This is a genomic window from Segatella sp. (genome assembly GCF_977051555.1).
This window is the reverse complement of record NZ_CDRSSE010000067.1, coordinates 1-12,803: the sequence shown is the minus strand read 5'-3', so window position 1 is coordinate 12,803 and position 12,803 is coordinate 1. Positions and strand designations below refer to the sequence as shown.

Below are 12,803 nucleotides of genomic sequence, written 5' to 3'. Positions count from 1 at the left end.
CTTGGTAATCTCCATAATGATATCTTTTTATGTTTGTAACTAATTGGATTTCAACTACAAAGATACAAAAAATATCGGAGATTACCAACTTTTTTAGGCACTATTTCTTATCCCGAACTGAGGTAATAGTTATATATCAGATATATAAACTGATATTTACCTGAAAAATGAGACTTTGAGACTTTTTTCGAGAAAAAACATTCTTACGTGTGCGCGTATACCCTACAGTAAATCTAAGAAGTGATGACTCTGACTCCACCCGAAAGTCCTTTGTGTTTGGACTCAATAGCCATTTGTATCTTGCGGATGCCAGATGTTTGTAGAATTTCACTATATTGATAACCAAACAATGTGCATCTCAATTCCAAGGTGGAAAAGGTGGAATCTATAGTTTGAGCCAAAAGAGCATTAAATAACTCCATAATCGAAAAAATCCTCCAAAAGGAGCAAGTTTCTTAGATTTTATTTGTACTTTTGCCATGTCATTCAGAGTTTTATTTGTTTTTATTTTGCAGCACTAAGATAAGTGGAATTTCTGACATGACAAAATCCTGAGCAACTTTTTATTGCTCGGGTGCTTATAAAAACATTAAATTATAGTGTTGCGGAAATTAGGAATAAAATGAAGAAAGTATTGTTTGTTGTTTTGGTTGTGGTATTGACAATTGGATGTAAAGCTAATCAGAACAAATCTGACGTTAATAAACTATGTGATAGTATCGTTGGTCTAATACAACAAGGAACTTTGCATAATGATACAGCTATGCTTTTAAAGGCTCTGAACCTTTCTGATAGTTTGCTGAGTATAGACACTGCATCTTTCAGCAGAAGACTTTGTTATCATAATCGTGCTATAATTCTTAATTCTTTAGGTCGTAAGGAAGAGGCGATGAAGAATGCAGAGATGGAAATGAACCTCTTACCAGAGGACAATCCACAACGCCTTCTTTTTATGGCTGTTAAACAACTCAAGGAAGATGAGAAAGATTCTGCGGACATATATCTTGAAAAAGTTCTGTCTGTTTGTAAACTTGCGCAAAAGCAAAAGTTTGATGAGAATATGGCCTTTTACACAATTCAAGCATTATATTTACGTGATGGAGATAAAACAGCAAAAACATATCTTTTAAAATTATTAAATGAGCATCCTAATAACCAAATGCTTCAGTATGCAAAGGATAATTGGGGAGAGTTGAAAAGAAACATTTTGGAAAGTTGGAGATAAAATGCTGTATTTCAAATTAGAATATCAATATTCCATAGCTCAAAAAGCCACCTTTTGGGAAAAGATAACAAATAAGTTATTAACCCATTTAGTTAAGTTATTAACCCATTTAGTGCCGAAGGCTAACCCTACATTAGAGGAAAATCTTGACTACGTTAAAGAATGGTACATAGAGTATGATGACGTAGAAGAATATACTAATAGAGAAGTTGGTGTGGCAGAAAATGGCATGGTGGTGTTCAAAGCTCCCTTTGAAGAAAACTGGGGGTATTGGTGTGATAATGACATGACTATGGATGATTATCGAAATCTCAATATTCATGCAATATCAAAGGAAGCGTTTGAGAAACTTTGGAACGAAGAGATACAGCTTCCTTTTGGGACAGAATCAAATAGTTCAAAGTAAGATGGATAAATTGATTGAACTTATAAAGAGCAAATCCTTCTCAGCAGCAGAAAAGCTGTTGAGGAAGAATTTAGAAGAGTCACCAAATAACTGCTATTTGTTGACTCAACTTGCAAATGTTCTATGGAACAGAAGCAAAGATAAGGAAGCTTTGGCTTATGCCGATAAAGCAAAAGAGGTATGCCCTGTCATGCCTCTCTTGAATTAATGAAAAAAGCAAATGTCTTTACTCCATTTTTACAAAACATCAAGTAAAGACATTCTCGAAAATCAGGGGCATGCCGTATCAAGTAACGACATGCCCCTATTGCTTTATTCTTCATTTACCATTTCCCAATCCAAAACGCCTTTGCCTTCTTCGTCTAGTTCTATGCCTAAGCCTACTACCTCTCGCTTGTCGGCCTTGAAAGGCTCCAGGTGTTGGCGGTCTTAAATTTGCTTGATGGCAGCTTCCTTGCCTCCGTTGTTTCTCAACTTCAACTCTATTACGTAGATGTGATGAGTGGTTTTGACAATGAGGTCGCTTCTGCCAGTAGAAAGCATGTGTTCTACTTAGCTTGTCGTGGGTTTCCTGCAAAGTCCATCCGTTCACTTCTGCCATTTTTTCAAGTTCAGGCTTGAAGTTCTCTTTTATCTCCTCCCCTGTGATGCCGCAGATGGCTGCATATTCAGGGAGGAAAGATACGGCAAATAATTGAAACCACCAAATTTTAAAAGAGGAATTACGGGGGTGCTCTTTGAAGATGCATTCTTTCTGGCGATGTGTTCTTATATCTTAAATTGTAAGTCCTAGTAATTTGGAAATGGCGCTCTAGAAGAAATAAAGAGTGTTAAAGTTGGAAATGAAGGAGTTTCTAGCTATTATATGCTGAATAAGTTGAAAAAAATATAAATTATGCGATAAAACATGGAGGAATAAAAATTAAATAGTATCTTTGCCATATAAATAATGAAATGATGAAACAGGACGTACAGACATATAATATCATGGATAGAATGCGGAGTTATTCTTCCGCATTCAGTCGTTCCTTGTTTACTGACATTATTAAATATGGAGATTGTTCTCGACTTGATGCAATTCATGACAGATATGATGGTAAGAGAAAGAAAGAAAAAACTTATTTTTCATACTTAAAGTATCTATATCGTCAGATTAGTATCAATTATAGGTGTGAATATGTTTATAAGAATGAGCTTATTGAACTATTGATAAAAAAATATGCCCATTCTAATACCGTCATTTTCAATGAGTTTAGAATGCAAAAGTCCATAGTTGATTTAGCAATGTTTAATGGAAACAGTAGGGCTTTTGAGATAAAGACGGAGTATGATACAACTCGTAGGTTAATAGGACAGCTGGTTGATTACACTCGTGTGTTTCAGCTATGTTATGTTGTTATACCAGCAAATATGCTAGAAACTTACGAAAAGGACATTCCTCCTTATATAGGAATAGTCCTTATGAGAGAACGTGGTGGTGTCTTGGAACTGGATGAAGCAAGACCTGCTGTTGAAAACAAGAATATAGATGCGGGTATGATGATGAAGTGTCTACGTACCAAAGAATATGAGAATATGGTCATTGAAGAATTTGGTAAACTTCCTGATGTGCCTTATTATGAAATGTATGAGGCTTGTGAGGAAAAACTGTATGATATGCCACCAGACAAGTTACATCAATATTTCTTGAAAGAAATAGAGAAGAGAAAGAATAATATGTGTCTTTTGAAAAAGGCTCCTCGTGAGTTACGACAAATGTACCTCCAGCTAGGACTTTCTAAAGGGCAGATAGATATTCTGCAAACATATTTAAATAATCCTATAAAATCGCAGTTGAAGTTATGTATTTCCCATATTTAAGAGGTAAACAATATGAGTTGTTGGCATTGAAAGACTTTTCTCAGATGAGCCCTAATAATGCTAAGATTGTTCCTATCATAGAACCAGTGAAAAATCAGGTTAATGGTTTGAATTCAGCATTGGAAACTATGATAAAAAATGGTATGCGCTTTGCTCTTATCTTGAATCCGAAAGATGGAGATTTCAAGAGAAATGCAGACAATTATATGCTGCCTAAACTAAAATGCTTACAAGAAGATAGAGAACATTGGATACCTGCATATTTTTACAAGAATAATGCAGATATACTGCTTGCTTATGCAGAGAAGTATAACCTGACTAAATTGATGGTTGTTTTCCCAGAAGGAACTAATGTCCATGATAATAATATAATGAATTTCTTGTCAAACGAAAGAGTCCGGTATGTTGTTAATGGTAACTCTTCTAATTCTGCTATAGCTAAACTGAGAGCCTTGGGCAAAAATGTTATTTCGTTGGAAGACCATTTTAACTCGCAGAATAAGAATGCTGATTATGCAAGTAATGATGATGAGTTCTTTAGTGATGATTTCTTATATTATAAAGACAGTGGGTTTTATGGTTTTGCGGATTATACCGCACTTCCCAAGAACTTTGTCGAGGGAGGAATGTTGCCGTATGCAATTGCTATTCATTTGACCTACAAAAAATCAGATGAGGAGGTTTATGTTCATCATTTTGTGTCTGATAGTAACTTAGACCAATCGAATATTCGTGGAAAATTCCGTGAGGCAGCAATTAAGATAGATCCTTTTTATAAAAATGGAGGGTATACTGAGACTGCAGCTGTTATGGAATTGGTGGATAAAGCAAATGATTCTGCTGGTTATCCAGGCTTAGGCTATATCAAGAAATTATCAATAAAGAATCATCTAGAACTTATTGATAGGTTAATAACGGAATAATTGGGCATTATGAAAATTTGCAAGAATTGTTTTGTTGATGTGGAAATGCAAGTTGCGGTTTGTAATGAATCCGATACCAAAGGAATCTGTGAAGTTTGTGGTCAAGAAGGTCGATTGCTTGATATAGGATACTTCTCTGATTTCTTCGAGGAAGTGTTGGCTTTGTTCGAACCTTCGGAAACAGGAACAAGAGTTGCCGATTTAGTTCAGCAGGATTGGGATATCTTCTCATCAGTAGAAATTGGCACGAAAGTTTTATCTTATTTTTTGTCATTGAAAGACTATGGCTATTCAGTTGATGATAACGTTTCTTACTCAGCATTGATGGAGGATAAGTTGAACGTGTGGAATGTAGTTAAAAAACAAGTTCGTGAATCAAGACGTTTCTTTGCTGATTTGTTGGCTTTTGATGAAATGAATCTTATGGAATCTAATGCTTCAATATTAGAAGGAAGCATATTCTATAGGGCAAGAGTGATACCTTCTGGAGTGAAAGAGCTGTCAACGAAAGAAATGTCGTGTCCTCCTAATAACAAGGCTACGGCAGGACGGGCAAATCCGTTGGGAATTCCGTATTTGTATTTGTGTCAAGATGAAGAAACTACATATTATGAAGTAAGAGCTTTGTATCTAGACAGGTTGAGTGTAGCTCAGTTTAGAGTAAAAGAGAATCTGGATATTCTTGATTTTACATCAAAGTTGAGCTTATATGTTGCATTCTCCAATGCAACAGAAACTTTGTCTGATGTTATTGTAAAACAGAAGTTGCTGCAGGCGATAAGCCATGACCTGTCAAAACCATTGAGACGATATGATACAGAACTGGAATATGTTCCTACTCAGTTGATTTGTGAATATTGCAAGTTGAATGGTATAGATGGAATTCGTTTTGAGAGTTCTTTGCATAAAGGTGGTATAAATCTAGTCCTTTTTGATGCAAATAAGGCTGACTGTATATCTGTTGTGAGCAAGGAAATTAAAAAAGTAGAAATTTCGGAGTAACTTCTAGTTGTTCAGCTGCTTGTGAAAATATAGAGTTTATAGTGTTGCGGAAATTATTTAAATAATAAAGTCATGAAGGGAAGAACTATAAAAAAGTATTTTTGTTGGTGCTTTTGCTGGTATCATCAGTTGCTGTTGAGGGAAAAGAAGATGTAGAAATTATAGGTAGAGATATGGATAGTACGGGCTTGGCATCTTCCTACGCAGGACATGATTTTTATATCAGTGGTGCTGATGCTGCGTATCTGGATCATATATGTTGGAAGTATATCTTGCCATCGAGTGATGGGAAAGAGAATGTTGTCATTCAAGAAAGTGACACGAAAGAGTTCTCTATCCCTCAAATCGATGATGCCAGTAAGTATCATATCAATATCAATGGTGATATTGATGCCAAGATAGTTTTAGAGGGAGAGGTGAGAGGACTGAAAATATCTTGTGTTTATAATTTGACTCTGGAATTAAAACCTAGAATCAGAAATGTAAAGGTGGTAAAAATCGTTAGTAATATGCCAAAGAACGATTCTTATGATGTGTATTATGATGTTGAATATGTTGGTAGCGATGAATTGTTTATCAGTGTAGAAGAGGAATACGGCAGTGCTATGTCAAGCCAGGTAATCAAAGAGTCGTTTTGTGCTCATGTTAAATCTGCAAATATCACTGCTCCTTATTATGCTTGGATACATATTTCGGCAGAGAATAAATATGGTAAGGATGTATATACTTTAGAGCTACCTCCATATGGCAATGTTGCCGGAATACATAACCTGCAGTTAGATGACAAGCATTTTATTGTTAGGGATTTGTATGGCAATCGTAAACTATCGGCAAATAGCTTTGGCAGTTTGCAGAGCTTACCTGCAGGTGTGTATCTAGTGGAAGTTTATTCTGGCAAGACAAGAATAAAGGCTATAAAGTTTTATAAGAAATGAAGCAATTGGGTGTGTTCTAATAAGGATATTTGAAAATGAAAAAAGCAGTTAAGCGTTTTCTGCTTAACTGCTTGATTTTCAATGTGGACCAGCTAGGGCTTGAACCTAGGACCTCCAGATTATGAGTCTGTTGCTCTAACCAACTGAGCTACAAGTCCATTGAATTTTTATTAAATTCGAGTGCAAAGATACTAGATTTTGGGCAAATAACCAAATAAAATCTTAAAAATTTTCTTAGAATCAGAAAAATAGCGTATCTTTGCACCAAATTATGTGCGCACACGTGCGTATGTACTTATTAATCGTACAAAAAAGAAAAAGTATTTCTATTCAGAAATGAACATAGACAAAAATAAAAGAATCGGTCTTACCGATGAACAAGTTAAACAGAGTAGGGAACAGCATGGCAAGAACGTGCTCACCCCTCCTCAACGTACTTCATTATGGAAACTGTATTTGGATAAATATCGCGACCCGATTATCCAGATACTTCTTGTGGCGGCTTTCGTATCCCTCATCCTTGCTTTTATCGAAAAGAATTTCATGGAGACCATTGGTATCTTCGTGGCTGTTTTCCTTGCTACTACTGTGGGCTTCTACTTTGAGCGCGATGCTGCCAAGAAGTTTAATCTGCTCACGGCGCTCAGCGAAGAGCAGCCGATTAAGGTGCGCCGCAATGGTAAGGTGATGGAGATTCCGCGCCACGATGTGGTGGTGGGAGATGTAGTGCTCGTGGAAGTGGGCGACGAGGTGCCTGCCGATGGAGAACTCATCGTCTGCAACGACCTGCAGATTAACGAATCTGCCCTTACGGGCGAACCTGTTGCCGAGAAATCTCTGGAAGGCGGTGGCGATGGAGCCTATCCTCGCAACGTCATCCTCCGTTCTACCATGGTGATGAATGGCAGGGGCGAGTTCGTGGTTACTGCCGTGGGCGATGCTACCGAGATTGGTAAGGTGGCGAAGAAATCTACCGAGCAGACTTCGGTGGAGACACCGCTTCACATGCAGCTCGACAAGTTGGCTAAGATGATTTCCAAGGTAGGCTCTGTAGTATCTGTGGCAGCCTTCTTCATCTTCCTGATTCACGATATCCTCACCAATCCGGCATGGGGCGGCAAGGATTATTTCTATATGGCAGAAATCGTGTTGAAATACTTCATGATGGCTGTTACCCTGATTGTGATGGCGGTGCCGGAGGGATTGCCGATGGCGATTACCCTTTCTCTGGCACTCAACATGCGAAGAATGCTGAAGTCGAATAATCTGGTGCGCAAGCTTCATGCCTGCGAAACCATGGGTGCGGTTACCGTAATCTGTACCGATAAAACCGGTACGCTTACCCAGAACAAGATGCAGGTGAGTGCCCTGGAACTCAAGCAGGGCGATGAGGCGCTGCTCGATACTGCCATTGCCCTCAACTCTACAGCTGAGTTGAATGACGGCAAACCTATCGGAAACCCTACCGAGTCGGCTCTCCTGCTCTGGCTCGATGCCCAGGGCAAGGATTATGAAGAACTCCGCAAGCAGGTGAACGTGCTCAAGCAGTTGCCTTTCTCTACCGAAAGAAAGATGATGGCAACCTTGGCAGAAGTTGATGGCGAGACCTATCTCTTCGTGAAGGGTGCGCCTGAAATCGTGATGAAGAAATGCATCATCGAAGATAGAATGCTGAGACAGTCAGCCGAAGAACTCGACGAGTGGCAGCATAAGGCTATGAGAACCCTGGCGTTCGCCTATAAGAAGATAGAAGCTTCTATCATGAGAACTTCCAGAACCTCTACTGCCGAAGTGGTAGCTCTTCTCAATGCCAACGACCTTCTGTTGCAGGCCATTGCAGCCATTGCCGATCCTATCCGTCCGGATGTTCCTGCTGCCGTGCAGGAGTGCCGCCATGCGGGTATTGAGGTAAAGGTGGTAACGGGTGATACGGCTGCTACCGCCATGGAGATAGGCAAGCAGATAGGTGTTTTTGAAGATGAACCTGAGAATATCGGGGCAGATGGCTCCATGACTTCGCTCGACCAGCAGATGATTACGGGCGAACAGTGGGAGGCACTTTCTGATGAAGAGGCTTACGAGCGGGCGAAGGATATCCGAGTGATGAGCCGTGCCCGTCCTACAGATAAGCAGCGACTGGTTGCTATGCTCCAGAAGCGTGGCGAGGTGGTTGCCGTAACAGGCGACGGTACCAACGATGCTCCGGCGCTTCACTATGCTCACGTGGGCTTGTCGCTGGGTTCGGGAACTTCCGTGGCTAAGGAGGCTTCGGATATGACCCTGCTCGATGATTCCTTCAAGTCTATCGCCAACGCCGTGATGTGGGGACGTTCGCTCTATCGCAACCTGCAGCGCTTCCTCTTCTTCCAGTTGGTAGTAAACGTGGCTGCCCTCCTGCTGGTACTTGGCGGTTCTGTCATCGGAACCGAAATGCCTTTGACGGTTACTCAGATTCTCTGGGTCAACCTCATCATGGATACTTTCGCAGCCCTGGCGCTTGCTTCGTTGCCTCCATCTCACGAGGTGATGAAGGAGAAACCACGCAAGGCATCCGATTTCATCATCAACAAGAGCATTGGCTTCGGCATCCTGTTCTGCGGCATCGTCTTCTTCCTCGTGATGTTTGCCCTGCTGGTTTACTGCGAGCGTAGAGGCAAGGGTGGAGTAGATGTGCATGAGCTGACGATGTTCTTCACCACCTTCGTGATGATCCAGTTCTGGAACCTCTTCAATGCCAAGGCGCTGATGAGCCCTCATACTGCTTTCCGCCATTTCCTGAAAGATAGAGGAATGATGCTGGTGCTTGTACTGGTATTGGTGGGTCAGTGGATTATCGTAACCTTTGGTGGCGAAATGTTCCGCACCACACCATTGTCGCTCCACGAGTGGCTGCTCATCATCGGTTCCACCTCTGTTGTGCTCTGGGCGGGCGAACTGTGGCGAGCTTTTAAGAGAATGATAGCAAAGAGAAGATAATCCATCGGAATTCTTCTTCTGAATATGAACGATAAAGACAGTATGAATACAATATATTATAACGATACCGTGCAGTTGCAGCCTTGTGTGGCAACCATCGGTTTCTTCGACGGGGTACATCGGGGACACCAGTTCCTGATTCATCATCTCGTAGAGACGGCACGAAAGGATGGCTTGCAATCCACCGTCATCACCTTCGATGCGCATCCCCGCAAGGTGTTGCAGACGGATTATCAGCCGGAGATGCTGAGCACGCTCGATTCCAAGCTGCTGCTGCTTTCTAAGACGGAAGTGGATAATGCCGTGGTGCTGCATTTTGACAAGGCGATGGCTGCGATGTCGGCAAGAGAGTTCATGCAGCAGGTGCTCCACGACCATCTCAACGTAAGGAAACTCTTCATCGGCTACGACCATCGCTTCGGTCACAACCGCGAGGAGACTTTCGAAGATTACGTGCGCTACGGCAAGGAGATGGGCATCGAGGTAATCAGGAATGAAGCCTTCCAGATAGATGGCATCAACATCTCTTCTTCCGTCATCCGCTCTTTCCTGAAAGAGGGAGAAGTGGAGATGGCTGCCCATTGTCTCGGATTCCCTTATACACTCATCGGAAAGGTGGTGAACGGATTCCACGAAGGCAGAAAACTCGGATTCCCTACTGCCAATCTCGATATCTCGCATTTCGGACAGTTGATTCCTGCTCCTGGCGTTTATGCCGTAAAGGTAAGACTGGAGAATACGGTGGTATGGAAGCGGGGAATGATGAATATAGGCAATCGCCCAACCTTCAATGGCAAGCAACTGACGCTAGAGACGCATATCTTCAATTTCGAAGGCGATATCTACGACCAGCTCTTGCTCGTAAGCTTCGTGAAACGAATAAGGGGCGAACAGAAGTTTGACAGTCCCGAGGAGTTGGCGGCGCAACTGAAGGAGGATGAGCAGACCGTGCTGGATCTCTTCGAAAAGGAAGCGGAATGATAGCAAGAATGCTATAAACTATTAATTATAAACAGTAAAAGCAATGGCAAAGATTAATTTAAAGAGAGGTTTGACGGATATCGTCCTCTACATTATTATATTTATAGTAGTACAGATTATCGTGATGTGTGCTGGTGTAGGAATCTGGGCAGGCATCAAGGGTGAAGGTTACCAGACAACGCTTCAGGCTATCAGTTCGGGCAGCAATCCTATCCTGACGGCGCTTACATCAGCGTTCAGTAACGTTATCACCCTCGTCATCTTCCTGAAGACGAAGTGGACACCGCTTACCCGCGATTATCTGCTTTCCAAGCCTTGGACAACGCTTCTCTGGGTGGCATTGTTCACCCTGGGAACCATCATCCCTCTGGAGTTTATCTATGAGCAGATAGGCATCGAGATGGATGAGAATACCGAACAGATATTCGCATCGCTCATGAAGGAGCCTTGGGGCTATGTGGCTATCGGCGTTCTGGCACCTTTTGCCGAAGAAGTAGTGTTCCGTGGAGCTATTCTCCGCACCCTGCTGGGCGTCATGAGCAAGAAGAACCATTGGGTAGCCATCATGATTTCGGCTGCCATCTTTGGTCTGGCTCACGCCAATGTAGCGCAGTTTGTCAACGCCCTCCTGCTGGGCTTGCTCCTGGGTTGGATGTATTATCGCACCAAGAGTCTTGTTCCGGGCATCCTGCTCCACTGGGTGAACAATACAATGGCATATGTCCTGTCCAACATCATGCCTCAGAGCGATGGCAAGCTCATCGACCTCTTCCATGGCGATGAGAAGACCATGTATTATGCTGTAGGCTTCTCGCTCTGCATCATGATTCCAAGCTTCATACAGATGATTATCAGATTGAAGAAAGTAAAGGCTTAAGAGATAGATAAACAAGTAAAAAGGTTACCTTGTATGGGTAGCCTTTTTTCAGATATATAATCAGATAGATAAGTAGATTTTATGAAAATTATAGAAAGCAGTATTATAGGTAAGAAGAGTCCTGAGGCTTGTGAGGATGGAATGGTCATTACCGACGATTTCATCGCAGTAATTGACGGCAGTACGAGCAAGACGCCGAAGCATCTCAATCCCGATATGAAGAACGGAAGATACGCCATGATGCTTATCTCGGAATATATCCGGGAGGAACTGAAGGCGGATGCCTCGGTAGATGATTTCTGCCAGGGCGTTACGGCGTATATATATAATAAGGTGTATGAAAAGCTTGGGGTGGAAGAGCGGTTGAAGGAGCATCCGGAAGAGCGCCTTACTGCTTCGGTTATCCTTTATAGCCGTACAAGGAATGAGGTCTGGATGGTGGGCGATTGCCAGGCTATCATCGATGGAAAACTTTATGAGAACGGCAAGCCTTATGAGGAGAAGATTGCCCGAGAGAGGGTAGAGCTGATAAAGCAGGGCCTTTCGCCTGCTGAGGCTAGAAAGCAAATAGAGCCCTTGCTTATCAAGGCGATGCTTTCGGGGCAGAATAAGACCTATACGGTCATCGATGGATTTCCGATTTATCGGGAGGGAGTGAAGGTTGTAGCGTTGAAAATGAAACCTGCTTCAAGTAGCATTGAAACATACTTTCAAGAGCAAACGAAGCCTGTTTCATCTCCCAATGAAGTAGTATTGGCGAGCGATGGCTATCCTTTCCTGAAGCCAACCTTGGCAGCGAGCGAGGCGGCATTGGCAGAGCAGATTGCCAACGACCCTCAGAACATCCGTTTCTTTATCGCTACCAAGGGCATCGTAGAGGGCAATAAGAGCTTCGATGATAGAACTTATATCCGATTTGTTTATTGGCAATAAATAAAAAGCCGCAAATTTGTTTATTGGCAATAAACAAAATGGTTGATTTCGGCTGAAAAATAAAACACGGACAAATTGAATTTGTCCGGCTTATTTGTCCGGACGCTTGTAACTATCCAATAATCAGTGAATTATGAGCGCTCGGACAATTTGTCCGGACAAATTCAATTTGTCCGTGTTATTTTTTTAGCATGAAATCATAAAGAAATGCAAGGATTTCTATCCGGTAAGCGATGTGTTCCCAAGAAGAAAACGATGACTTCTGACCCAAGATACGGTGAGTTTTGGAGGAGAAAACTATGAGTTACATTTATTAACATAAAGCTCTAAAGCAGCCAAAGGAGAATAAGAGAGGTTGGAACGTAAACAGTTGGGAATGAGTAGATTTGCACAAAGTTGCCAAATCGCCATAAAGCAAGCGAGTGAGGAATATTGAAGTAGTTCAGTTACTAAATCGTGAGCCACAGTTACCTATGCAAAACAGGTAACTATGCGGAAAGGCAACTTTGTGCATCAACGGATTTTATTGCACTGATTCTCAATGTTTTGCGTATCAATGAACGCTTACAAAATGATTATATTTGCACACTCAAAATGTAAGCGTTATGAAAATCGAAAAATTCAAGGTGTTGCTCTACCTCAAAAAGAGCGGATTGGACAAGAACGGAAAAGCTCCCATCATGGG

12 protein-coding genes, 1 tRNA gene and 1 pseudogene are annotated in these 12,803 nt (G+C 41.7%); 11 read left to right on the top strand and 3 right to left on the bottom strand.

Translation table 11 applies throughout. The features are described 5' to 3' along the window. Positions 1–314: 314 nt before the first annotated feature. A pseudogene (locus tag ACWJAO_RS12580) lies at positions 315–481 on the bottom strand (IS1380 family transposase); the annotation flags it as partial. Between the two features lie 141 nt (positions 482–622). Here ACWJAO_RS12580 and ACWJAO_RS12575 point away from each other — a divergent pair. Genes ACWJAO_RS12575 through ACWJAO_RS12565 form a run of 3 tightly spaced genes read left to right on the top strand, consistent with a single transcriptional unit; the run spans position 623 to position 1,839 of the window. Further along, positions 623–1,225 (top strand): hypothetical protein, encoded by a 603-nt coding sequence (locus ACWJAO_RS12575; protein ID WP_449140508.1) that lies wholly within the window; start codon positions 623–625, stop codon positions 1,223–1,225. Position 1,226: 1 nt separating this feature from the next. Beyond that, the gene (locus tag ACWJAO_RS12570) at positions 1,227–1,631 is read left to right on the top strand and encodes a hypothetical protein (RefSeq protein ID WP_449140507.1); all 405 of its coding nucleotides are present in this window, start codon (positions 1,227–1,229) and stop codon (positions 1,629–1,631) included. A 1-nt stretch (position 1,632) separates the two neighbouring features. Further along, positions 1,633–1,839: a hypothetical protein gene (locus ACWJAO_RS12565; protein ID WP_449140506.1), complete on the top strand. Its 207-nt coding sequence runs from the start codon at positions 1,633–1,635 to the stop codon at positions 1,837–1,839. Between the two features lie 221 nt (positions 1,840–2,060). Here the strand turns inward: ACWJAO_RS12565 and ACWJAO_RS12560 are convergent, their stop codons facing one another. After that, the gene (locus ACWJAO_RS12560) at positions 2,061–2,174 is read right to left on the bottom strand and encodes a PD-(D/E)XK nuclease domain-containing protein (RefSeq protein WP_449140505.1); all 114 of its coding nucleotides are present in this window, start codon (positions 2,172–2,174) and stop codon (positions 2,061–2,063) included. 411 nt (positions 2,175–2,585) lie between these two features. Between ACWJAO_RS12560 and ACWJAO_RS12555 the strand changes: the two genes are divergently transcribed. From ACWJAO_RS12555 to ACWJAO_RS12540, 4 genes are all read left to right on the top strand, one after another. After that, positions 2,586–3,491 carry a sce7726 family protein gene (locus tag ACWJAO_RS12555; protein ID WP_449140504.1) on the top strand — a complete coding sequence of 302 codons (906 nt, stop codon included), beginning with the start codon at positions 2,586–2,588 and terminating at the stop codon, positions 3,489–3,491. Next, on the top strand, positions 3,473–4,414 hold the full coding sequence (locus ACWJAO_RS12550) for a sce7725 family protein (protein ID WP_449140503.1): 942 nt from the start codon (positions 3,473–3,475) through the stop codon (positions 4,412–4,414). Before ACWJAO_RS12555 ends, ACWJAO_RS12550 begins: the two co-directional genes overlap by 19 nt. A 9-nt stretch (positions 4,415–4,423) precedes the next feature. Further along, positions 4,424–5,416 carry an RES family NAD+ phosphorylase gene (locus ACWJAO_RS12545; protein ID WP_449140502.1) on the top strand — a complete coding sequence of 331 codons (993 nt, stop codon included), beginning with the start codon at positions 4,424–4,426 and terminating at the stop codon, positions 5,414–5,416. 101 nt (positions 5,417–5,517) lie between these two features. Continuing rightward, positions 5,518–6,351 carry a hypothetical protein gene (locus ACWJAO_RS12540; RefSeq protein ID WP_449140501.1) on the top strand — a complete coding sequence of 278 codons (834 nt, stop codon included), beginning with the start codon at positions 5,518–5,520 and terminating at the stop codon, positions 6,349–6,351. Positions 6,352–6,435: 84 nt separating this feature from the next. Here the strand turns inward: ACWJAO_RS12540 and ACWJAO_RS12535 are convergent. Then, positions 6,436–6,509: transfer RNA gene (locus ACWJAO_RS12535), tRNA-Ile, on the bottom strand. 178 nt (positions 6,510–6,687) lie between these two features. Between ACWJAO_RS12535 and ACWJAO_RS12530 the strand changes: the two genes are divergently transcribed. From ACWJAO_RS12530 to ACWJAO_RS12515, 4 genes are all read left to right on the top strand, one after another. Then, positions 6,688–9,327 (top strand): calcium-translocating P-type ATPase, PMCA-type, encoded by a 2,640-nt coding sequence (locus ACWJAO_RS12530; RefSeq protein WP_449140500.1) that lies wholly within the window; start codon positions 6,688–6,690, stop codon positions 9,325–9,327. Between the two features lie 42 nt (positions 9,328–9,369). Next, positions 9,370–10,308 (top strand): bifunctional riboflavin kinase/FAD synthetase, encoded by a 939-nt coding sequence (locus tag ACWJAO_RS12525; protein ID WP_449140499.1) that lies wholly within the window; start codon positions 9,370–9,372, stop codon positions 10,306–10,308. Positions 10,309–10,351: 43 nt separating this feature from the next. Further along, positions 10,352–11,185, top strand: a complete 834-nt coding sequence (locus tag ACWJAO_RS12520; RefSeq protein ID WP_449140498.1) for a CPBP family intramembrane glutamic endopeptidase — start codon at positions 10,352–10,354, stop codon at positions 11,183–11,185. A gap of 81 nt (positions 11,186–11,266) precedes the next feature. Next, a complete protein-coding gene (locus tag ACWJAO_RS12515) occupies positions 11,267–12,118 on the top strand; it encodes a PP2C family serine/threonine-protein phosphatase (protein WP_449140497.1) in 852 nt (283 codons plus the stop codon). Positions 12,119–12,803 lie beyond the last annotated feature (685 nt).

Bases quoted from the DNA above. Each gene is read 5' to 3' on its own strand.
- ACWJAO_RS12575 (WP_449140508.1), top strand. From the start codon at position 623: ATGAAGAAAGTATTGTTTGTTGTTTTGGTTGTGGTATTGACAATTGGA.
- ACWJAO_RS12570 (WP_449140507.1), top strand. From the start codon at position 1,227: ATGCTGTATTTCAAATTAGAATATCAATATTCCATAGCTCAAAAAGCC.
- ACWJAO_RS12565 (WP_449140506.1), top strand. From the start codon at position 1,633: ATGGATAAATTGATTGAACTTATAAAGAGCAAATCCTTCTCAGCAGCA.
- ACWJAO_RS12560 (WP_449140505.1), bottom strand. From the start codon at position 2,174: ATGCTTTCTACTGGCAGAAGCGACCTCATTGTCAAAACCACTCATCAC.
- ACWJAO_RS12555 (WP_449140504.1), top strand. From the start codon at position 2,586: ATGATGAAACAGGACGTACAGACATATAATATCATGGATAGAATGCGG.
- ACWJAO_RS12550 (WP_449140503.1), top strand. From the start codon at position 3,473: ATGTATTTCCCATATTTAAGAGGTAAACAATATGAGTTGTTGGCATTG.
- ACWJAO_RS12545 (WP_449140502.1), top strand. From the start codon at position 4,424: ATGAAAATTTGCAAGAATTGTTTTGTTGATGTGGAAATGCAAGTTGCG.
- ACWJAO_RS12530 (WP_449140500.1), top strand. From the start codon at position 6,688: ATGAACATAGACAAAAATAAAAGAATCGGTCTTACCGATGAACAAGTT.
- ACWJAO_RS12525 (WP_449140499.1), top strand. From the start codon at position 9,370: ATGAATACAATATATTATAACGATACCGTGCAGTTGCAGCCTTGTGTG.
- ACWJAO_RS12520 (WP_449140498.1), top strand. From the start codon at position 10,352: ATGGCAAAGATTAATTTAAAGAGAGGTTTGACGGATATCGTCCTCTAC.
- ACWJAO_RS12515 (WP_449140497.1), top strand. From the start codon at position 11,267: ATGAAAATTATAGAAAGCAGTATTATAGGTAAGAAGAGTCCTGAGGCT.